Source organism: Micromonospora sp. WMMD708 (assembly GCF_049315245.1).
Classification (GTDB): Bacteria; Actinomycetota; Actinomycetes; order Mycobacteriales; family Micromonosporaceae; genus Micromonospora; species Micromonospora wenchangensis.
The window spans coordinates 1,693,400-1,715,019 of the sequence record NZ_CP186060.1 but is presented as its reverse complement, the minus strand read 5'-3'; the positions used below and the strand labels follow the sequence as shown (position 1 = coordinate 1,715,019).

General features: G+C 74.0%; 16 protein-coding genes. 4 read left to right on the top strand and 12 right to left on the bottom strand.

Features of this window, described 5'->3' with window-relative positions:
- Positions 1–68 precede the first annotated feature (68 nt).
- From ACN260_RS07825 to mraZ, 11 genes are all read right to left on the bottom strand, one after another.
- Positions 69–893, bottom strand: a complete 825-nt coding sequence (locus ACN260_RS07825; RefSeq protein ID WP_422755339.1) for a cell division protein FtsQ/DivIB — start codon at positions 891–893, stop codon at positions 69–71.
- Entirely contained in the window at positions 890–2,362 is a 1,473-nt protein-coding gene (gene murC / locus ACN260_RS07820) for a UDP-N-acetylmuramate--L-alanine ligase (RefSeq protein WP_422755338.1), read from the bottom strand. Before murC ends, ACN260_RS07825 begins: the two co-directional genes overlap by 4 nt.
- A 31-nt stretch (positions 2,363–2,393) precedes the next feature.
- A complete protein-coding gene (gene murG / locus ACN260_RS07815; protein ID WP_422755337.1) occupies positions 2,394–3,500 on the bottom strand; it encodes an undecaprenyldiphospho-muramoylpentapeptide beta-N-acetylglucosaminyltransferase in 1,107 nt (368 codons plus the stop codon).
- Positions 3,500–4,915, bottom strand: coding sequence for an FtsW/RodA/SpoVE family cell cycle protein (locus ACN260_RS07810; protein WP_422756652.1), 1,416 nt, complete (start codon positions 4,913–4,915; stop codon positions 3,500–3,502). The genes murG and ACN260_RS07810 overlap by 1 nt, the downstream gene beginning before the upstream one ends.
- 241 nt (positions 4,916–5,156) lie before the next feature.
- A complete protein-coding gene (gene mraY / locus ACN260_RS07805) occupies positions 5,157–6,293 on the bottom strand; it encodes a phospho-N-acetylmuramoyl-pentapeptide-transferase (RefSeq protein WP_088643039.1) in 1,137 nt (378 codons plus the stop codon).
- A complete protein-coding gene (locus ACN260_RS07800) occupies positions 6,290–7,702 on the bottom strand; it encodes a UDP-N-acetylmuramoyl-tripeptide--D-alanyl-D-alanine ligase (RefSeq protein ID WP_422755336.1) in 1,413 nt (470 codons plus the stop codon). The genes mraY and ACN260_RS07800 overlap by 4 nt, the downstream gene beginning before the upstream one ends.
- On the bottom strand, positions 7,699–9,261 hold the full coding sequence (locus tag ACN260_RS07795; protein ID WP_422755335.1) for a UDP-N-acetylmuramoyl-L-alanyl-D-glutamate--2,6-diaminopimelate ligase: 1,563 nt from the start codon (positions 9,259–9,261) through the stop codon (positions 7,699–7,701). The genes ACN260_RS07800 and ACN260_RS07795 overlap by 4 nt, the downstream gene beginning before the upstream one ends.
- A gap of 52 nt (positions 9,262–9,313) precedes the next feature.
- The gene (locus ACN260_RS07790; protein WP_422756651.1) at positions 9,314–11,293 is read right to left on the bottom strand and encodes a peptidoglycan D,D-transpeptidase FtsI family protein; all 1,980 of its coding nucleotides are present in this window, start codon (positions 11,291–11,293) and stop codon (positions 9,314–9,316) included.
- 374 nt (positions 11,294–11,667) lie between these two features.
- Entirely contained in the window at positions 11,668–12,270 is a 603-nt protein-coding gene (locus tag ACN260_RS07785; RefSeq protein ID WP_422755334.1) for a hypothetical protein, read from the bottom strand.
- On the bottom strand, positions 12,267–13,376 hold the full coding sequence (rsmH, locus tag ACN260_RS07780) for a 16S rRNA (cytosine(1402)-N(4))-methyltransferase RsmH (protein ID WP_422755333.1): 1,110 nt from the start codon (positions 13,374–13,376) through the stop codon (positions 12,267–12,269). Before rsmH ends, ACN260_RS07785 begins: the two co-directional genes overlap by 4 nt.
- A gap of 208 nt (positions 13,377–13,584) precedes the next feature.
- Positions 13,585–14,016: a division/cell wall cluster transcriptional repressor MraZ gene (gene mraZ / locus ACN260_RS07775; RefSeq protein WP_422755332.1), complete on the bottom strand. Its 432-nt coding sequence runs from the start codon at positions 14,014–14,016 to the stop codon at positions 13,585–13,587.
- 354 nt (positions 14,017–14,370) lie between these two features.
- Here mraZ and ACN260_RS07770 point away from each other — a divergent pair, with 354 nt between their 5' ends.
- The 3 genes from ACN260_RS07770 to ACN260_RS07760 are packed head-to-tail and all read left to right on the top strand — an operon-like array spanning position 14,371 to position 17,042.
- Positions 14,371–15,618 carry a MurT ligase domain-containing protein gene (locus tag ACN260_RS07770; protein WP_422756650.1) on the top strand — a complete coding sequence of 416 codons (1,248 nt, stop codon included), beginning with the start codon at positions 14,371–14,373 and terminating at the stop codon, positions 15,616–15,618.
- Positions 15,608–16,330 carry a type 1 glutamine amidotransferase gene (locus ACN260_RS07765; protein WP_422755331.1) on the top strand — a complete coding sequence of 241 codons (723 nt, stop codon included), beginning with the start codon at positions 15,608–15,610 and terminating at the stop codon, positions 16,328–16,330. The genes ACN260_RS07770 and ACN260_RS07765 overlap by 11 nt, the downstream gene beginning before the upstream one ends.
- 16 nt (positions 16,331–16,346) lie before the next feature.
- A complete protein-coding gene (locus ACN260_RS07760) occupies positions 16,347–17,042 on the top strand; it encodes a TVP38/TMEM64 family protein (protein ID WP_422755330.1) in 696 nt (231 codons plus the stop codon).
- Between the two features lie 213 nt (positions 17,043–17,255).
- On the opposite strand, the gene leuS is transcribed toward ACN260_RS07760, so the two are convergent.
- Complete coding sequence (gene leuS, locus ACN260_RS07755) at positions 17,256–20,120, bottom strand: leucine--tRNA ligase (protein ID WP_422755329.1); 2,865 nt, start codon at positions 20,118–20,120, stop codon at positions 17,256–17,258.
- A 441-nt stretch (positions 20,121–20,561) separates the two neighbouring features.
- Here leuS and ACN260_RS07750 point away from each other — a divergent pair, with 441 nt between their 5' ends.
- Entirely contained in the window at positions 20,562–21,620 is a 1,059-nt protein-coding gene (locus ACN260_RS07750; RefSeq protein WP_088643029.1) for an AAA family ATPase, read from the top strand.

Here is a 21,620-nt window from a genome sequence, read left to right as displayed (position 1 = left end):
GCCGAGAGCCAAGGACCCCACCGGCGTGTCGCCGCCGGGAGCGTAACGACTCACGTTCGCTGCGGACCTCACCGGAAGGTCACCACGTCAGGAGCGCTGACGTCGATCGTGTCGGCCTTCCGACCGAGCAACGCCGTCGCCACCCGCGCCTTGTCCCCGCTACGGGTCGCGTCGCCCCACACCACCGTCCGCCCGTCCCGCAGCCTCAACCCGATCCGGGCCAGCCCCTCGACGCCCACCTCGACCAGCACGGCCCGCAGCTGCGGGGTCAGGGCGGCCAGCACCTGCAACGCCGCCCGGGTGCCCGGGTCGTCCGGCCCCGGCGTGGCCAACCGCACCAGCGGCAGTCCCTGCGGGGCGCGGGGCAGCTCCTGGAACACCACCCCGCCGGCGTCGAGCACCACGAACCGGTCGTCGCGCGGCACCACCGCCACCCCGGTGCGCTCCACCACCGTCACCACCAGGGTGCCCGGCCAGTCGCGGCGGACCGTGGCCCGCTCCACCGGGGGTAGCGCGCCGATCCGCCGGGCCGTCGCCGCCAGATCCACCCGGGCCAGCGGCACCCCGTCCGGCACCGCCGCCGCGTCGCGCACCTCGACCGGGGTGACCAGCCGGGCCCCCTCCACCCGGACCTCCCGCACCCCGAACAGGCCGGAGCCGAGCACCGTCCAGGCCACCAGGGCGACGAGAACCAGCACCCCGGCCAGCACCGCCCAGGGCAGAGCGGCCCGCATCCGCCGCTGCCGGGCCCGCGCCATGAACCGCCGGGTGGACGGTGGAACGGCGTCGCTGCCGGCCCGCACGAGCTGCCAGCGCCGCGCCGGGCCACGTCGGGGGCCGCCGTCCGCGCCCGGGGCACGGCCGGTCCGGCCCCGGGCCGGGCCCGGACTCATCCGGTGGTGAAGGCCGTGCCGTCCCGGCCCGACGCGGTCGCCGGCCCGGTCACCCGCGCGGTCAGCGCGTCGAGCAGCTGGTCACCCAGCAGCGAGATCGGCGGAGCGCCCATGGTCACCACCACGTCACCGGGGCGGGCCCGGCGGGCCACCTCCACCGGCGCGTCGTCGAACGAGTCCACGAAGACCTTGTGCGCCGCGTCCAGCGGCACCGCCGCCAGCAGCGCCGCCGACCCCTCGCCCGGCTGGCGCAGCTCACCGGGGCCGAAGACCTCCAGCAGCACCAGCTCGTCGGCGATGCCCAGGGCGGCGGCGATCTCCGCCTGGAGGTCGCGGGTGCGGTAGAGCCGGTACGGCTGGAACACCACGATCAGCCGGCCGTCGCCGGCCACCTCGCGCAGCGTCTGCAGGGCCAGCGTCATCGAGGTCGGGTGGTAGGCGTACTCGTCGTAGACCAGCACCCCGTCGGCGACGCCCTTGCGCTCGAAGCGGCGGCGTACCCCGGGGAACGCGGCCAGCGCCGCCTCGGCCGCCGCCACCGGCAGGCCGAGCAGGTGGGCGGCGAGCACCGCCGAGGCACTGTTGAGCCCCATGTGCCGCCCCGGCACCGGCAGCCGGATCTCACCGAGCGACCGGCCGTCCAGCGCCGCCAGGTACCGCACCCCCTGGGCCGACGAGGCCATCTCGGACAGCCGCAGGTCGGCGTCGGCCGCCTCGCCGTACGTCCAGACCCGCCGGCCCTCGGCGCGCAGCGTCTCGGCCAGCCGCCGCCCGCCCGGGTCGTCGGCGCAGGTGATGACGTACCCGGCCGGGTCGGTGAGCCGGGCGAACTCGGCGAAGGTCGCCTCCAGGGTGGCCAGGTCGCCGTAGGTGTTCAGGTGGTCGGCCTCGATGTTGGTGATGATCGAGACGAACGGGCGGTAGATCAGGAACGACCTGTCGCTCTCGTCCGCCTCGACCACGAAGTGCTCGCCGGTGCCGTGGTGCGCCCCGGAGCCCACCTCGGAGATCTCCCCGCCGATGACGAAGGACGGGTCGACCCCGGCCTGCTGGAGCACCATCGTCACCATCGAGGTGGTGGTGGTCTTGCCGTGGGTGCCGGCCACCGCCACCGTCCGCCGGCCGGTCATCGCCGCCGCCAGCGCCTCGGAGCGGTGCAGCACCCGCAGCCCGCGCCGCCGCGCCTCCACCATCTCCAGATGGTCCTGCGGAATGGCCGAGGAGTAGACCACCGTGTCCACCCCGTCGAGGTTGGCCGCCTCGTGGCTCATGTGGATGGTGCCGCCCAGCGCCCGCATCCCGGCCAGCGACGGCCACTCGCGCAGCTCGCTGCCGGAGACCGGCAGGCCCCGGGTGAGGAAGAGCCGGGCCAGGCCGCTCATGCCGACCCCGCCCACCCCGATCAGGTGGATCCGGCCCAGGTCCTCCGCGGTGAGCGTGCCGGCCGGGGTGAACTGCGCGGTGTTCATGCCAGGTACCTTCCCGTCGCGCTGGACCGGCTCACCGGGCCACCGCCTCGTAGACGAAGTTGAGCAGGGCCACGTCGCCGTCGCGTCGCCCGTACGCGGCGGCGGCGGCACCCATCGCGTACAGCCGCTGCGGGTCGCGCAGCAGGGGCAGCACGGTGCGCTCCAGCCAGGCCGGGGTCAGCTCGGCGTCGTCGACGAGCAGCCCGCCGCCGGCCTCCACCACGGGCAGCGCGTTGCGCTTCTGCTCCTGGTTGGAGTGCGGGTACGGCACGTAGATGGTGGGCAGCCCGATGGCGGCCACCTCGGCGCAGGTCATCGCCCCGCCCCGGGCCAGCATCAGGTCGGCGGCGGCGTAGCCCAGTTCCATCTCGGACAGGTAGGGCAGCGCCACGTACGGCACCGGCAGGTCGGTGGGGACCGGCACCGGCTCGTTGCGGGCGCCCATCACGTGCAGCACCTGCACGCCGTTGCGGGCCAGTTCCTTGGCCGCGCCGGAGACCGCCAGGTTGATCGACCGGGCACCCTGCGAGCCACCGGCGACGAAGAGCACCGGCAGGTCGGGCCGGAGTCCGAAGTGGGCGCGGGCGGCGGCCCGCATCGCGTTGCGGTCCAGCCCGGCGATGCCCCGGCGCAGCGGCACCCCGACCACCCGGGCGTCGCGCAGCGCCTCGGCCTGGGCGGGCTGGTGCGGGAAACCGACGGCGATGTTCCTGGTGAACTTCATCCCGAGCCGGTTGGCCACCCCCGGGGGGACGTTCACCTCGTGGATGACGATCGGCATCTCGCGACGCCAGGCGGCCAGGTAGCCGGGGACGGAGACGTACCCGCCGAAGCCGACGACCACGTCGGCGGCGACCTCGTCGATCACCTTGCCGGCGGCGCGGGCCGCCTTCCACATCCGGTCCGGGGTGCGGACCAGGCCCATGTTGACCGAGCGGGGCAGCTGGTAGGCGGGGATCTGCCGCAGGTCGTAGCCGGCCGGCGGGATCAGCTCGTTCTCCAGGCCCTTGGGGGTGCCGAGGCAGGTGATCCGGACGCCCGGGTCGTGTCGGCGCAGGCAGTCGGCGAAGGCGAGCAGCGGGTAGATGTGCCCACCGGTGCCCCCTCCACAGAGCACCACCGAACGCAGCGGACCCATCAGCGTCTCCTCTCGCTCGCCGGCCCGCCCCGGGTCCGGTCCTGCCGGACGCCGCGCGGTACGGCCTGATCGTCGGGTCGCCGCCCGCGCGCCCGGGGTACGGACCCCGGGGCAGCCGGTGGCGACGCCGGTCGGCTCCGCGCACCGGGAAGCGGCGGCAACGGGGCCCAGACTAGTCGGACCCATCGGGCGGGCGGACGGGCGTGCAGGGCTCGGGCCGCGTCGGGCTCGGCGCGGGCGAAGGAGGCGAGCATGCCCACCGCGGCCAGGGTGACGACCAGGGCGCTGCCCCCGTCGGAGATGAACGGCAGCGGTACGCCGGTCAGCGGCAGCAGCTTGGTCACCCCACCGATGTTGATCACGGCCTGGCCGACCAGCCAGGCGGTGACGGCGGTGGCGGCGAGCCGGCGGAACGGGTCGGCGACCCGGCGGGCGATCCGCAGCCCGGTGTAGGCCAGCACGGCGAACAGCACCAGGATGACGGTGCAGCCGACCACGCCCAGTTCCTCGGCGATGACGGCGAAGATGAAGTCGTTGTGGGCGGCCGGCAGCCAGCCGAACTTGATGCTGCTCTTGCCCAGCCCGACGCCGAACCAGCCGCCGTGCTCGATGGCGTTGCGCGCCTGCACCATCTGCCAGCAGCCCTCCAGCGCCTGCTCGGCGCAGACCTTGGGGTCGGGCGTGTCGAGGAACGAGGTGAGCCGGGCCAGCCGGTAGTTCTCCTGCCCGCGTGCCCCGGAGCCGGCCCCGAGGGAGGCCACCGCGACCAGCAGGCCGACCCCGACCAGGCCGACCGCGGACAGGGCGGCGAAGACCCGCAGCCGCACCCCGGCCGCCCACAGCAGCCCGACGACGATGGCCAGCAGGCAGAGCATGCTGCCCAGGTCGTTGTAGCCGACCAGCACGAACAGCAGGCCGACCACCGGGAACAGCGGGGTGGCCAGTTCCTTCCACCAGCCCAGCGCGGCGCCCTTGCGGGCGATCACGTGCGCGCCCCAGAGCACCAGCGCGAGCTTGGCCAGCTCGGCGGGCTGCACCTGGATCGGCCCGAGGTAGAGCCAGAGCAGGTTGGCCCGCAGCGGGCCGAGCGACTCCAGGCCGAACAGGGCGTTCAGGGCGACCAGCAGGTTGAGCACCAGCAGCAGCACCACGGCCCCGCCGAGCAGCGGCCGGCCCAGCGAACGGAAGGTGGTGGCCGGCAGCCGCTGGCAGGCCCAGAACGCGACGATGCCGATCACCGCGAAGATGGCCTGCTTGGTCACCGAGGCGGCGGCGTCGCCGGCCTCGGCGTAGTCGCGCACGCTGGTGGCCGAGAAGACCATGGTCAGGCCGATCAGCAGCAGCAGGCCGGCGCTGGACAGCAGCAGGTAGTAGGAGGTCAGCGGGCGGGCCAGCAGGCCGCGCAGCGCCGCCAGGCCGCCGGCCGGGCCCAGCCCGGACAGCCCGCCGGGCGGGTCGGCGGTACGTGCCGTCCCCGCGGCCCGCCGCGGCTGGGTCTGCGTCGTCGTCGCGGTGTCCGTGCCTCGGTCCTCCCCCACCCGACCATCATCGCCGCTGCGGGCGGCCCGTTCCGGCCGTTCCCCCCGGTCGGCGTGTCGAAATACGAAACGGGGGCCCCTCCGGTAGGAGGGACCCCCGTCCGGTACGCCCGGCCGGTCAGCCCATGCTGGCCAGGAAGTCGCTGTAGAACAGGCCGAGCGCGATGGCCACCCCGATACCCGCGATGATCCAGAACCGGACCACGATGTTGACCTCGCTCCAGCCGGCCAGCTCGAAGTGGTGCTGGAGCGGGGACATCCGGAACACCCGCTTGCCGGTGGTCCGGAACGAGATGATCTGGATCACCACGGACATCGTGATGATCACGAAGAGGCCGCCGAGGATCGGCAGCAGCAGCACCGTCCGGGTGGACATCGCCATCCCGGCGATCAGGCCGCCGAGGCCCAGCGCGCCGGTGTCGCCCATGAAGATCCGGGCCGGCGAGGTGTTCCACCACAGGAAGCCCACGCAGGCCCCGGCCGCCGCCCCGGCGATCAGCGCGATCTCCAGCGGGTCCCGGACGGCGTAGCAGTAGTTGTTCGGGTTGGCGGTGTACGTCGGGTCGGCGCACCAGTGCCGGTACTGCCAGAACGCGATCAGCGCGTACGCGGCCAGCACCATCACCGAGGCGCCGGTGGCCAGCCCGTCCAGGCCGTCGGTGAGGTTGACCCCGTTGGTCGCCGCCATCACCACCATGATGATCACGATGACCGAGGCGACCTTGCCGATCTCCAACGCCGGGATGTCCCGGATGAAGCTCAGCGTGGTGCTGCCCACGGTCTCGGTGTTGGTCGTCGCGCCGCTGGCGTCGGTCATGCTGCTCGGGAAGTACAGCGCGACCACCCCGAAGACCGCGCCGACCAGGATCTGCCCGAACAGCTTGCCGCGCTTGTTGAGCCCGCCGCTGTGCCGCTTGCGCACCTTGAGGAAGTCGTCGATGAAGCCGACCGCGCCGGAGAAGACCATCAGCCCCAGCAGCACCAGGGCGGTGATGGTCGGCTCGACCTGGGCGATCTGCGCGTCCGGCAGGGTGGTCAGGGCGAGGTGGCCGGCGACGTACGCGATGACCGTGGCCAGGATGAACACCACGCCGCCCATCGTCGGCGTGCCCTTCTTGCCCTCGTTGCTGGCCAGCCCGAGGTTCGACCGGATCGGCTGGCCGGCCTTGAGCCGGGCGAACACCCTGATCGCCAGCGGGGTCGCCAGCAGCGACACCAGGAACGCCACGCCGATGGCGACGATGACCGCCCTCACGCGGCACCCCCCGCGCCGGCCCCGTCAGCCTGGGCGTCGGCCCGCAGCGCGTCGGCCACCTCCCAGGTGCGGTACCGGGAGCCCTTCACCAGGACGACGTCGCCCGGTCGTAGCTCGCTGCGCAGCACCTCGACGGCCGCCGCCTGATCGGTGAGCAGCACCGACTCTCCTCCCCAGTCACTTACCGCTGTCGCGCCCTCGTGGATCGGCGCGGCCGGCTCACCCACCACGAGCAGCCGGTCGACACCGAGTTCGGCCGCGAGCCGGCCGACCTCCCGGTGCCCCTCGTCCTCGTACGCGCCCAGCTCGGCCATGTAGCCCAGCGCGGCGAACGTCCGCCCACCCCGGTGCATCCCGGCCAGCGCGCGCAGCGCCACCGCCGTCGAGGCCGGGTTGGCGTTGTACGAGTCGTCGATCACGGTCACCCCGTCGGGACGGGTGAAGACGTCCATCCGGCGGGTGGAGACCAGCCCCAGGTCGCCCAGGGCCGCCGCCAGCTCGGCCAGCGGCATGCCCAGCTCGCGGGCCACCGCCGCCGCGGCGAGCGAGTTGGAGACCTGGTGCCGGCCGGTCAGGCCGAGCCGCACCGGGGCCGTCCCCTCCGGGGTGACCAGCGTGTACGCCGGCCGGCCCCGCCCGTCCAGGGTGACGTCCACCGCGCGGACATCGGCGTCGGCCGACTCGCCGTAGCGCACCACCCGGGCGGCGGTGCGCGACGCCATCGCGGCGACCAGCGGGTCGTCGGCGTTGAGCACCGCCAGCCCGTCGGCCGGCAGCGCCTCCACCAGCTCCCCCTTGGCCAGGGCGATGTTCTCCACCGAGCCGAACTCGCCCAGGTGCGCCACCCCGACGTTGAGCACCACCGAGATCCGGGGCGGCACCACGTCGCAGAGGTAGCGGACGTGCCCCACGCCCCGGGCGCCCTTCTCCATCACCAGGTACCGGGTCTGCGCGGTGGCCTGCAACGCGGTGTACGGGTGGCCCAGCTCGTTGTTGAACGATCCGGGCGGGGCGACCGTCGGGCCGAGCCGGACGGCGAGCTGCGCGATCAGGTCCTTGGTGGTGGTCTTGCCCGACGACCCGGTCAACCCGATCACGGTGAGCCCGGGCAGCCGGTCCACCACGGCGCGGGCCAGCCGGCCCAGCGCGGCCAGCGCGTCGTCCACCAGCACCATCGGCACCCCGGGCAGCTCCCGGGTGCCGAGCACCGCCACCGCACCGGCGGCGACGGCACCGGCGGCGTAGTCGTGCCCGTCGACCCGTTCGCCGGGGAAGGCCACGAACAGCGCCCCGGCGGCGACCTTGCGGGAGTCGAACTCGACCGGGCCGGTGACCCGGGTGTCCGGGTCGGCGGCGTGCAGCCGGCCGCCGACCGCCGAGGCCACCTCGGCCAGGCTCAGCGGGATCACCGTCGACCCGCCAGGTCGCCGAAGCGGACGCGCAACGCCTCCGCCAGCTCGGTCCGGTCGTCGAACGGGAGCACCACGCCGGCGATCTCCTGACCGCGTTCGTGTCCCTTGCCGAGCAGCGCCACCACGTCACCCGGCCCGGCCAGCCGGACCGCCGCGGCGATCGCCTCCCGCCGGCCCGGCACCTCGACGATCCGGGCGGCCGCGTCGGCGGCGTACGCCCCGGCCAGCACCTCGGCCCGGATCGTCGCCGGGTCCTCGGTACGCGGGTTGTCGTCGGTCACCAGCACCACGTCCGCACCCCGGGCGGCGGCGGCACCCATCGCCGGGCGCTTGCCCCGGTCCCGGTCGCCCCCCGCGCCGATGACGCAGATCAGCCGGCCGGTGCCCGAGTCACGCAACGCGGCCAGGGCGGCCACCACGGCGTCGGTCTTGTGCGCGTAGTCGACCACGCCGCGCACCGGGGCGTCCCCGCTGACCAGTTCCAGCCGGCCGGGCACCCCGCCGCAGGCGGCCACCCCGGCGGCGGCCGTCGTCGGGTCGACCCCGGCGGCGACCAGGCAGGCGATCGCGAGCAGCGCGTTGGCCACGTTGTGCCGGCCGGGCAGCGCCACCCCGGCGGACAGGACCAGGTCGTCCGGGCCGTGCGCGGTGAACCGCTGGGCAAAACCCTCGCCGCCGACCCGGTCGGCCCACCAGGTGGCGGTCGGGTCGCCGGCCGCCGAGTAGCTGACCGTGGCCGGCCGGTACAGCGGGCGCAACGCCGGGTCGTCGTGGTTGAGCACCTCGACCCGGCAGCGCCCGTCGAACAGCTTCGCCTTCGCCGCGAAGTAGTCGGCCGAGTCGGCGTGGAAGTCGAGGTGGTCGGAGCCGAAGTTGGTGTAGCCGCCGACGGTGAACCGGACCCCGCCGACCCGTCCCATCGCCAGGGCGTGGCTGGACACCTCCATGACCACCGCGGTCACCCCGCGTTCCCGCGCGGCGGCGAGCAGGGCGTGCAGGTCGGTGGCCTCCGGGGTGGTCCGGACGCTGTCGGTGACCAGGTCGCCCAGCCGGGTCTCCACGGTGCCGATCAGGCCGGTGACGTGGCCGGCGGCGCGCAACCCGGACTCGATCAGGTAGGCCGTCGAGGTCTTGCCGGCGGTGCCGGTCACCCCGATCACGGTCAGCCCGTCGGTCGGGTCGCCGTAGACGGCGGCGGCCAGCTCGCCCAGCACCGCCCGGGGGTCGGCGGTCACCAGCACGGGCAGCCCGGTCGCGCCGGCCGCCACGGCGCCGGCCGGGTCGGTCAGCACGGCCACCGCGCCGGCCGAGGCCGCGGCGGCGGCGAACTGGGCGCCGTGCCGCCGGGCGCCGGGCAGCGCGGCGTACAGGTCGCCGGGGCGGACCTCCTGGCTGGCGTGGGTCACCCCGGTCACGACCAGCGCGGCGGCGTCGGCCGGCGGCGTCACGGCGAGCCGGTCGGCGAGGTCGCCGAGCCGGACTCCGGGCACGGTACGGGGGCGTGGATTGCCGGGCACGGCGTCAGACCCTACCCGGTCGTCCGGTTCCGGCCGCACAGCCGCCCCGGTGGTTCGTCGGCACTCACCGATGATGTCCCGCCGTTCCCGGTCAGCGCGGAAAGACCTCGAAGTTGGGGGATTTCCCGCGCGACGGCGGGACCCGGTAGTGACGCAGCGTGAAGCCCATCATCTCGCGGAACGCCGGGGCGACGACCGCGCCGCCACCGCCCTCGGGGTTCCACACGAAGACCGCCACCACGTACCGGGGCGCCTCGGCGGGCGCCATCCCGATGAACGAGCCGACCTCGCCGGGTTGCTGCCTGCCGTCGACGTAGCGCAGCCCGGTGCCGGTCTTGCCGGCGACCCGGTAGCCGGGCACCGCGGCGGCCAGGCCGGTCGCGCCGTCGACGGTGGTCACCGCTTCCAGCAGGGTACGCAGCGCGGCTGCGTTGCCCGGGCTGAGCACCGAACGGGTGACCGGGGCGGCGGACGGGGTGCGTGTCCCGTCCGCCCCGACCACCTCCTTGATCAGGTGGGGCTGGACGTAGGTGCCGTCGTTGGCGATGGCGGCGTACGCGGCGGCCATCTGCAACGGGGTGGCGTCCACGCTGTGCCCGATCGGCACCGACCCGTACGACGAACCGCTCCACTGGTCGGCCGGGAGCAGCCGCCCGGACGCCTCGCCGGGCATCCCCTCGCCGGTGGGCTGCCCCAGCCCGAATCGCTTCTGGTAGTCGATCAGCCGGTCGGGGCCGAGCCGGTCGCCGATCTCGATCGTGCCGACGTTGGACGAGTAGGCCAGCATCCCGGCCACGCTGAGCTTCTTGCCGTCGGCCGGGTGGGTGTCGCGGAAGGTCACCCCGCCCCGGGTGATGGTGTTCGCGACCGGCCAGGCGCTGTCCGGGGTGATGATGCCCTCCTGCAGGGCCGCGCCGTAGGTGATCGCCTTGTGCACCGAGCCCGGGTCGACCACGAAGCTGGTGGCCGCGTCCTCCCGGTCGGTGGGTCGACTCTGCTCCGGGGTGGCCGCGTTGTAGGTCGGGTTGCTGGCCTGGGCCAGCACGTCACCGGTCTTGACGTCGAGCACCACCGCCGCACCGATCGCGCCCCGGGTCTGCGCCATCTGCCGGCTGAGGATCTGCTGCACCTGGAACTGGAGGTCCCGGTCGATGGTGAGCACCAGCGAACTGCCCGGCTTGGGTTCGGTGGTCTGGCTGTAGCCGCCGGGGATGGGCGCGTTGAGGTCGCCGAGGCCGGCCTCGTACACCCGGCGGCCGTCCTGCCCGCGCAGCACGTCGTCGTAGCGGCCCTCCAGGCCCTCCAGGCCGTCCATGTCCTGGCTGGTGAAGCCGACCAGGTTGGCGGCCAGGTCACCACCGGGCACCTCGCGACGTTCGTCACGGTGGGTGCCGATGCCGGCCAGGTCAAGCGCCTCGATCTGCTTGGCCCGGGCGATGTCGACGCCCCGGGCCAGGTAGCGGAACTGGAGCTTGCCCTTGCGCTTCATCTTCTCGGCCAGTTCGGAGACCGGGACGCCGAGCAGCGGGGAGAGCAGCTTCGCGGTCTCCGTGCGGTCCTTGATCATGGTGGGGTCGGCGAAGACGTACCGGGCCTCGACGCTGCGGGCCAGCGGGGCGCCGGTGCGGTCCTGGATCGAGCCGCGCGGGGCGGGCAGGTCGATGCGGGCGAGCCGGTTGTCGACGCCGCCGTCGGCGTACGCCGGGGAGTCCACGGCCTGCAGGACGACCAGCCGGATGCCGATCACGGCGAAGACCGCGAGCACCAGCATGGTGCCCAGCCGCAGCCGGCGACGCGGATCGGCGAGCTTCGGCGGGCGGCGCGGCTTGCGCACCGGCCGTCGCCCGGCGGGCCGGTCGGTGCGCCGGGGGGCCTCGGTCCGGCGCGGGGCGCCCCGGCCGGGGGTGTCGGTGCGGCGGCCGGGGCGGCGGCGGGGCGTGGGCAGCTCGGCGAACTCGTCGTCGTCGGGGACGGCGCGCGGCGGCACGGTCCGGACGACCCCGGTGCGCCCGGTCGGGGCGGCCTCCCGCCGGCCGGCCCGGTTGGCGACCGCCCGGCCGCCGTCGAGCACCTGCAACGCGGGGCGGAACGGGTCGCCGGAGCGGCCGGCCCGGGGGGTGCGCCGTTGTCCGCCCCGGTCCTCGCTGCTCTCCCGGATGGTCCGACCCCGGGGGGTGTACGCCCGCGCGTCGGAGATCCCCCCGACGTCCCCGGTCCGGGGCTGCCCGCTGCGGGGTTCACCGGCGCGGCCGTGGCCCCGGGGCTCACCGGGGCGGGGTCCGCCGGCCGGGGGTTCCCCGCTGCGCGGCTCGGGCGTACGTGGCTCGGGCGTGCGTGGTTCCGGGGTACGCGGTCCGCCGCCCCGGGCGACCCCGCCACGAACCGGTCCGCGCCGGGAGCCCGTGGGGTCCCGGCGCGGATCGTCGGATCTCGGTGGCACGGGCGTTACCCCCCGTTGCCCTGCTGGCTGGTGATCGCCGGCTGCCCGTCGGCCGGCTGCGGCACGCCGATCAGCCGGCCGTCCGGCAGCCGGATGTACGCCGGTTCGCCCGCCTCGACCAGGCCCAGCTTGCGTGCCTCGGCGGTCAGGTTGCCCGGCTCCTTGGCCTCCTCGATCTCCTTCTCCAGCTGCTGCTGGTCGACGTCGAGGCGGGCCTGCTGCTGCTGGAGCTGCTGGAGCTTGAACGCGTTCTCATTGATCTTGGTGTTGACCGCGAGGATGCCCAGCACCCCGCCGACCACCAGCACCACGATCAGTGCCGCGAACGGCGCCCGGGGCACCCGGACCGGCGGCGGCGGCGCCACCCGCAGCCGGGGCGACCCGGCGGCCGTGGTGGCGGTACGGGTGGCCGGCTGCTCCGCCGGCCGCAACGCGGCACTGCCCTGGGTGGGGAACTCGCGCGCCCCCCGGCGCGCCTCCCCCGCTCGACCGGTGAGGTCCGCCGGCGTCGTGGTACGGGCCGTGCGCTGCGCCGTGGTCCGGCCCCCCGACCGCGGTGCGCGCTGCCCGACGACCGCGTCGCGGCCGTCACGCTTGTTGACGTTCATGTCCCCTCCCCCTGTTCGTCCGTCCTGCCGTCCCCCGGGGTCGACCCCGGGTCCACTGTGGAACCCCGTGTCGACCCCGTGCCCGGTTGGTGCATCGCCCTGACCCGTCGGCCGGACCGTTCGCGGTCGGTCCGCCCCTGCTGCCCGGTGGCCGGGTCGAGTCGCTCCGCCGCCCGCAGCCGCACGGATGCGGCCCGCGGGTTCGCGGCGACCTCGGCCTCCCCGGCGAGTTCGGCACCCCGGCTGAGCAGCCGGAACGTCGGACCCGACCCGGGGAGTTCCACCGGAAGGTCGACCGGGCCCTTACTGCGGACCCGGTCGGCGAGCGCCTGCTTGGTGAGCCGGTCCTCCAGCGAGTGGTAGGACAGGACCACCAGGCGACCGCCCACGTGGAGCTTGTCGAGGGCAGCCGGCAGCGCCGTCTCCAGCACCGCCAGTTCCCTGTTTACCTCGATGCGTAAAGCCTGAAACGTTCTCTTGGCCGGGTGTCCCCCGGTTCGTCGTGCTGGTGCCGGAATGCTCTCCCTGACCAGCTCCGCCAGCCGGGCCGAGGAGGTGATCCGACCCCGCTCCCGCTCCCGCAGGATCGCCGAGGCGATCCGGCCGGCGAACTTCTCCTCGCCGTAGACCCGCAGCACCCGGGCCAGGTCCGGGTGGGAGTAGCTGTTGACCACCTCTTCGGCGGTCACCCCCCGGGTCTGGTCCATCCGCATGTCCAGCGGCGCGTCCTGGGCGTAGGCGAACCCGCGGTCGGGCGCGTCGAGTTGCAACGACGAGACGCCCAGGTCGAACAGCACCCCGTCGACCCCCGGGTAGCCCAGCCGGGCCACCACCTCGGGCAGCTCGTCGTAGACGGCGTGCTCCAGGTGGATCCGGTCGGCGAACCGGGCCAGCCGGACCCGGGCGTGCGCCAGGGCCTCGGTGTCCCGGTCCAGGCCGATCAGCACCGTGTTCGGGTGCCGTTGCAGCACCGCCTCGGCGTGACCGGCCAACCCCAGCGTGGCGTCGACGTGGACCGTACGGCCGCCCCGGTCCAGCGCGGGGGCCAGCAGCTCGAGACACCGCTCAAGCAGCACCGGCACGTGCGTGCCGCGAAGCTCCCCCATGTCGACCCCCACTGTGGAATATGTCTCGTCGTGTCGCGCTCTGCTCGTCGGACGACGCCGTGCCGTCGTACCGCCAGATCCCCATCCGCTCCCGCCCCGGCCCCGGGCCGACGCCCGGAGTGGAGATCGTGCCCCTGGCACCGGGGAAGGGGCGCCAGGAACTCGAAAGCGGCTGGAGATCTCGCAGTACGTCGGGCGTCGCCGCGCCCTACAGACCGCCGGGCAGCACCCCCTCCTCGATGTCGGCGAAGTCGTCTTCGCTGTCGGCGAGGTAGGTGTCCCAGGCCGTCCGGTCCCAGATCTCCACCCGGGTGGACGCCCCGATCACCACCAGGTCCCGGTCGAGCGCGGCATAGGACCGCAGGTGGGACGGGATGGTGACCCGGCCCTGCTTGTCGGGGACCTCGTCGTGCGCGCTGGCGAAGAAGACCCGGCTGTAGGCCCGGGCCGCCTTGTTCGTCATCGGTTGCGCGCGCAACTGGTCGGCGATCCGTTGGAACTCGGGCGTGGGGAAGACGTAGAGGCAGCGATCCTGCCCTTTGGTGATCACGACACCCCCCGCCAGCTCGTCCCGGAATTTGGCCGGAAGGATCAAACGGCCCTTTTCGTCCAGGCGCGGAGTGTGGGTGCCGAGGAACATCGGCCCAACCCCCTTGCCCTGAGCGGCGTTCGCGGCGCCGCTGACCCCCTGGGCCGGTGGGCCCTCCCGGCCTCACCATTGCGCCCCACTCTACTCCACTTCCCTCCACCTGCAACCAGAATCGCCGCCCCGGCGCGTCGCCTTCGTGGCTAAAACCGCACGTCAGAGCCGGTGGAGCGGAGTGGAGGGGCGCGCCGGGCCACAGCCACGTCCGCTACCCGACATAGATCGACTCCATCCGGTGGAACGTCCGCCGACCGGATGCCCGGCCCGCCCCGACCGAACGGTTCGCCGTCGGCGGCGATCTGGCGGGCGCGGAGGTCCGGTAACCTCGCTCGCGTGACGGACGCGAAGATGCCCCTGCGGGCGAAGGTGGCCAGCTCCGTGTCGAGGACCGCCGCGGCGCTGTCGCGCGCCGCCGGCCGGGGCGACGGCTCGGTGATCGGCGGATGGATCGGGCTGAAGATCGACCCGGACCTGCTGGCCCACCTCTCGGCCGGACGCGCCATCGCGCTGGTCTCCGGCACCAACGGCAAGACCACCACCACCCGGCTCTGCGCCGCCGCCGTCGGCGTGCTCGGCCGGGTGGCGACCAACTCGTTCGGTGCCAACATGCCCACCGGGCACACCTCGGCGCTGGCCAAGGCCGGCAGCACCCCGTACGCGGTGCTGGAGGTCGACGAGCACTACCTCGCGCAGGTGCTGGAGGCCACCGAGCCGCACGTGGTGGCCCTGCTCAACCTCTCCCGCGACCAGCTCGACCGGGCCAAGGAGGTCGCCATGATGGCGCAGCTCTGGCGCGCGGCGCTGGTCCGGCACACCGACGTGCGGGTGGTGGCCAACGCCGACGACCCGATGGTGGTCTGGGCGGCCACCCCACCCGCCGACCCCGCGCAGGGCATCCGACCGCCGCACGTCACCTGGTTCAGCGCCGGCCAGCGCTGGCACGACGACTCCTGGGTCTGCCCCGAGTGCGGCTCCACCATCCAGCGCTCCGGCGAGCAGTGGTGGTGCACCGGTTGCCCGCTGCGCCGCCCGGACGCCCAGTGGACGGTGGAGGACGACGGCGTGCTCGACCCCACCGGGGCCTGGCACAAGGTGACCCTCCAGCTCCCCGGCAAGGTCAACCTCGGCAACGCCGCCACCGCGCTGGCCGTCGCCGCCGAGTTCGGGGTACGCCCCGTCGACGCCGTCTCCCGGCTGCACACGGTCACCTCGGTCGCCGGCCGGTACGCCCAGGTCGACCGGGACGGGCGCAACATCCGGCTGCTGCTGGCCAAGAACCCGGCCAGCTGGCTGGAGGCGTTCGACATGGCCGACGAGGCGCCCACCCTGCTGTCCATCAACGCCCGTGACCCCGACGGGCTGGACACCTCCTGGCTGTTCGACGTCGACTTCGCCCCGCTGCGCGGCCGGCAGGTGCTGATCACCGGCGACCGCGCGTACGACCTGGCGGTCCGGCTCGACGTCAACGGGGTGCCGTTCCAGCACGTCCGGGCGTTCGGCGAGGCGGTCCGGGCGGTCCCGCCGGGCCGGCTGGAGGTCATCGCGAACTACACCGCCTTCCAGGACATCCGAGCGGAGTTGGACCGTGTCAACTGAGAGCCTGCGCATCGTCTGGATCTACCCCGACCTGCTCTCCACCTACGGCGACCGGGGCAACCTGCTGATCCTGGCCCGCCGGGCACAGCAGCGCGGGATGCCGGTCGAGGTCATGGAGGTCCGCTCCGACCAGCGGCTGCCCGCCACCGCCGACATCTACCTGCTCGGCGGCGGCGAGGACGGCCCGCAGGCGCTCGGCGCGCAGCGGCTGCTCGCCGACGGCGGCCTGCACCGGGCCGTCGCCCAGGGCTCGGTGGTCTTCGGCGTCTGCGCCGGCTACCAGCTCCTCGGCACCTCCTTCTTCGCCAAGGGCACCCGGTGCGCCGGGCTGGAGCTGCTCGACCTCTCCTCCGACCGGGGTCCCACCCGGGCGGTCGGCGAGCTGGCCGGCGAGATCGACCCCCGGCTGGGCGTGCCGCCGCTGTCCGGGTTCGAGAACCACGGCGGTCGGACCCACCTCGGCCCCGGCGTGTCGCCACTGGCCCGGGTCAGTGCCGGGGTCGGCAACGACGGCGTCACCGAGGGCGCGTGGCGGGGCAAGCTGCTGGGCACGTATTCGCACGGGCCGGCGCTGGCCCGCAACCCGGCCCTGGCCGACCTGCTGCTGCGCTGGGCCACCGGCGCGCACCAGCTTCCGCCGCTGGACGACACCTGGGCCGAGCGGCTGCGCACCGAACGCCGCGCCGCCGTGGCCGCCGCCGCCCGCCCGTGACACCCGCCGCCCGCCCGTGACCTCCGCCGTCCGGCGGCTGCTTCGCCAGCCGTCGGCACGTCGGTTCGGCCTGCTGCTGGTCATGCTCGCGGGCTTCCTGGTGCTGCTGCTGGTGACACCGCACCCGGACGTCGCCGAACTGCCCCGGCTGGCCGACCCGCTCGGCGGGTACGCCCCGGTGCTGGGCGTGGTGGTCGGGGCGCTGCTGCTGGTGGCCCTGGTCCCGCGGACCTTCGTCACGCTGGCGGCGGGGGCGGTGTTCGGCCCGCTGGAGGGCGCGGCGTACGCGCTCGGCGCGGCGCTGCTGGCCGCCGCGCTCGGCTTCGCCGTCGGCCGGGTGCTGGGCCGGGAGTTCGTCGCCGAGCGGGTACGCGGCCGGCTGGCCCGGCTCGACGGCTGGTTCGCCCGGCAGAGCGTGCTCGGCGTGATCACCGTACGGATGCTGCCGATCGCCGGGTTCGGGCTGGTCAGCTACGGCTACGGCACCACCGGGGCGCGGGTGCTGCCGTTCCTGGTCGGCAGCGTGCTGGCCTCCGCCCCGACCGCCTTCGGCTACGCCGCCATCGGCGCGGCGGCCAGCTCCCCCGGCAGCATCAACTGGTACGCCGCCGCCCCGGCCAGTCTCGGGCTGATCGCCAGCGCGGTGCTGGCGTACCAGTGGTGGCGGGCGGAGCGCGCCCGCCGGTCCGCAGTCGCCGACCCGCGCCCCTGACCGGACGGCACCGGCCTGCCGGTGCGCGGCGGCCCGGCGGCGGGCGGCGGGTCAGCCGGCGGGCGGCAGCCCGGGACGGTCCCGCCGGAATGGTCGGGCCGGGTGAGCGGTATGCCTGAGCGTCATAAAGATGACGCTCAGGCATACCGCTCCACGTCGACAGTTGCCCGGCCCGCCGTACGGGGCGACCCCGCCACCGGGCGGACGGCACCGTCAGGCGACGACCGAGACCAGCCGGCCCGGCACCACGATGACCTTGCGCGGCTCCTTGCCGGCCAGCGCGGACGCGACCGCCTCCAGGGCCGCCGCTTGGACGGTCTCCTGCGCCGCGTCGGCCGGCACGTCGATCCGGCCCCGGACCTTGCCGTTGACCTGCACCGGGTAGGTGACCGTGTCGGCGACCAGCAGGGCCGGGTCGGCGGCCGGGAAGTCGGCGTACGCCAGCGAGGTGTCGTGGCCCAGCATCCGCCACAGCTCCTCGGCCACGTGCGGGGCGAACGGGGCCAGCATCAGCACCAGCGGCTCGGCCACCTCGCGCGGGGTCTGCTCCAGCCGGGTCACCGCGTTGGTCAGCTCGATCAGCTTGGCGATCGCGGTGTTGAACCGGATGCCCTCCATGTCGGTCCGGACCCCGTCGATCACCCGGTGCAGCAGCCGTCGGGTGGCCTCGTCGGCCGGCGCGTCGGTGACCCGCAGCGCGCCGGTCTGCTCGTCGACCACGGCCCGCCAGACCCGTTGCAGGAACCGGTACGACCCGACCACCGCCCGGGTCTCCCAGGGGCGGGACACCTCCAGCGGGCCCATCGACATCTCGTACACCCGGAAGGTGTCCGCGCCGTAGGCGGCGCACATGTCGTCGGGGGTGACCACGTTGCGCAGCGACTTGCCCATCTTGCCGTACTCGCGGGTCACCTCGTGCTCGCCGTGGAACCAGCGGCCGTCGACCTCGACGACCTCCTCGGCCGGCACCGGCGTGCCCCGGGAGTCGCGGAACGCGTACGCCTGGATCATGCCCTGGTTGAACAGCTTGCGGAACGGCTCGAACGACGACACGTGCCCCAGGTCGTACAGCACCTTGTGCCAGAACCGGGCGTACAGCAGGTGCAGCACGGCGTGCTCGGCACCGCCGACGTACAGGTCGGTGCCCCCGCAGTCGCCCTCGGCGCGCGGACCCATCCAGTACGCCTCGTTCTCCGGGTCGACGAACCGCCCGGAGTTGGTCGGGTCCAGGTAGCGCAGCTCGTACCAGCAGGAGCCGGCCCACTGCGGCATCACGTTGGTCTCCCGGGTGTACCGCTTGGGCCCGTCACCCAGGTCCAGCTCCACCTCGACCCAGTCGCGCCGCCGCGACAGCGGGGTCTCCGGGTTGCTGTCGGCGTCGTCGGGGTCGAACGTCTTCGGGGAGAAGTCGTCCACCTCGGGCAGTTCGACAGGCAGCATCTCCTCGGGCAGCGCGACCGCCGCGCCGGTGGAGTCGTAGACGATCGGGAACGGCTCGCCCCAGTAGCGCTGCCGGGAGAACAGCCAGTCCCGCAGCCGCCAGGTGACCGCGCCGACGCCGTGGCCGTTGGCCTCCAGCCAGGCGATGGTCGCCGCCTTGGCGTCGGCCACCCCCAGCCCGTTCAGGTCCAGCCCGCGCTCGGGCGCGGCGCTGTTGATCGCCGGCCCGTCCCCGGTCCACGCCTTCCCGTCGAACCCGTCGGCCGGCTGTACGGTCCGCACGATCGGCAGGTCGAACACCTCGGCGAAGGCCCAGTCCCGCTCGTCCTGGGCGGGCACCGCCATGATCGCACCGGTGCCGTAGCCGGCCAGCACGTAGTCGGCGATGAAGATCGGGATCTGCCCGCCGGTGACCGGGTGGGTGGCGTACGCGCCGACGAAGACGCCTGTCTTCTCCTTCGTGTCGGCCTGCCGCTCCACGTCGGTCTTGGCCGCCGCCGCCTTCCGGTACGCCTCGACGGCCTCCCGGGGGCCGGCGTGCCCACCGGTCCAGGCGTCCCGCGTGCCGGCCGGCCAGGCGTCCGGGGTCAGCGCGTCGACCAGCTCGTGCTCGGGTGCCAGCACCAGGTAGGTGGCCCCGAAGATGGTGTCCGGCCGGGTGGTGAAGACTCTGATGCGGGCTCCGCCCGCGACACCGGAATCAGTGGTCCCGGTCGGGAAGTCGATGTGCGCACCTGTCGAACGGCCGATCCAGTTGCGCTGCTGCAGCTTGATCGACTCGGGCCAGTCCAGGGTGTCCAGGTCGTCCAGCAACCGGTCACCGTACGCGGTGATCCGCATCATCCACTGCTTCAGGTTGCGCTTGAACACCGGGAAGTTGCCCCGGTCGGAGCGGCCGTCCGGGGTGACCTCCTCGTTGGCCAGCACGGTGCCCAGCCCCGGGCACCAGTTCACCGGCGCCTCCGAGACGTACGCCAGCCGGTGGTCGTCGACGATCCGCCGCTGCTCGGCCAGGCTCAGCTCGGCCCAGGCCCGACCGTCGGGGGTGGGCCGGTCACCGGCGGCGAACTCGGCGGTCAGCTCGGCGACCGGGCGGGCCCGCCGCGCCTGCGGGTCGTACCAGGAGTTGTAGACCTGCAGGAAGATCCACTGGGTCCACCGGTAGAAGTCGGTGTCGATGGTGGCCACCGAGCGTCGCTCGTCGTGGGCCAGCCCCAGCCGGCGCAGCTGCGCCTTGTACCGCTCGATGTTGGCCACCGTGGTCGTGCGGGGGTGGGTGCCGGTCTGCACCGCGTACTGCTCGGCGGGCAGGCCGAAGGCGTCGAAGCCCATCGCGTGCAGCACGTTTCGCCCGGCCATCCGCTGGTAGCGGGCGAAGCAGTCGGTGCCGATGTAGCCCAGCGGGTGCCCGACGTGCAGCCCCGCCCCGGACGGGTACGGGAACATGTCCAGCACGTACAGCTTCTCCGCGCCCGCCCGGGGGTGGCCCGGGTCGGCCAGCGGACCGGTCGGGTTCGGCGCGTGGAAGGTGCCCTCCCGCTCCCAGGTGTCCTGCCACCGACGCTCGATCTCGTCGGCCATGGCCGCGGTGTAGCGGTACGGGGGGATGTCGCCCGCCGGTGCGGCTGCCTCGCTCATGCCTTCTCCTTGGCTCCTTGGCGCGGTCGTGTCGGGTCTGGGGAGCGTCCGGCCCGCAGGACCCCGCCGCGGGCACGAAAAAGCCCCTCGCACAGGAGGGGCCGCCGTGCTGTCGCGCGTCAGCGCATCAGCACGGCCCGGTAAGAAGCAGGAAGACTCCGGTCACGTTCGGCAGTGTACCCCGTGGCGTCGGTCGACCGCCCGGCACATCCACCCCGCAGCCGTCACCTTCCGTGGTCGCCCGGCCGCGTCCGGTCCCCCGACCTGACGAATATCCGCTGCGTGACCGGCCGACTTCCGGCAGGGTTCGGCGTTCACCGTAAACATGGTTAGCCTGAGAGACCAGTGCGATTCCTGCGGCAGACGAGGCTTCCCGTTGCGAACCGAACGACGGGTCCAGGTGCTCTTTACCGAGCTGCCGTCGCGACGAGGAGAAGGCCCGTGACACAACAGACCTGGGACGAGGTGGGCGGCGTGCTGCCGCACGACGAGTTCCGCGCCGCCAGCGAGGCCATCGTGGCCAACATCGAGCAGGTCATCGAGGGCAAGACAGCGACCGTACGGCTCGCCCTGGCCGTCCTGCTGGCCGAGGGGCACCTGCTGATCGAGGACGTCCCGGGCGTCGGCAAGACCAAACTGGCCAAGGCGCTCGCCCGGTCCATCGACTGTTCGGTGCGGCGCATCCAGTTCACCCCCGACCTGTTGCCCAGCGACGTCACCGGGGTCAGCGTCTACAACCAGGAGACGCACGACTTCGAGTTCCGCCCCGGTGCGGTCTTCGCCAACCTGGTGGTCGGCGACGAGATCAACCGGGCCTCGCCCAAGACGCAGTCCGCGCTGCTGGAGTGCATGGAGGAACGGCAGGTCACCGTCGACGGCGTCACCTACCAGCTACAGACCCCGTTCATGGTCATCGCCACCCAGAACCCGATCGAGATGGAGGGGACGTACCCCCTGCCGGAGGCGCAGCGCGACCGGTTCACCGCCCGGATCGCGATGGGCTACCCCGGCCCGGACGCCGAACTGGCCATGCTGGACGGGCACGGCGCCGCCGACCCGCTCCAGGAGCTGCGCCCGGTCTCCGACGCCGACACGGTACGCCGCCTGATCGCCACCGTCCGCAACGTACACGTCGCCGACGCCGTCAAGCAGTACGCCGTGGACCTGGTCACCGCCACCCGGGAGGCCCCCGACCTGCGGTTGGGTGCGTCCCCCCGGGCCACCCTCCAGTTGCTGCGCACCGCCCGCGCGGTGGCCGCCCTGGAGGGCCGCGACTACGTGCTCCCCGACGACCTCCAGGCGCTCGCGGTGCCGGTGCTGGCCCACCGGATCATCCCCACGGCCGACGCCCAGCTCGCCCGCCGCACCACCGACGCGATCGTCGCCGAGCTGGTGCACCGGCTGGCCCTGCCGCCGGACCGCAAGCGCCCCACCGGGTACGACACGCCCCGCCCCGCCGCCGGCAACGGCCGCCCGCCGTTCGAGCCGCGGAGGCCGTGA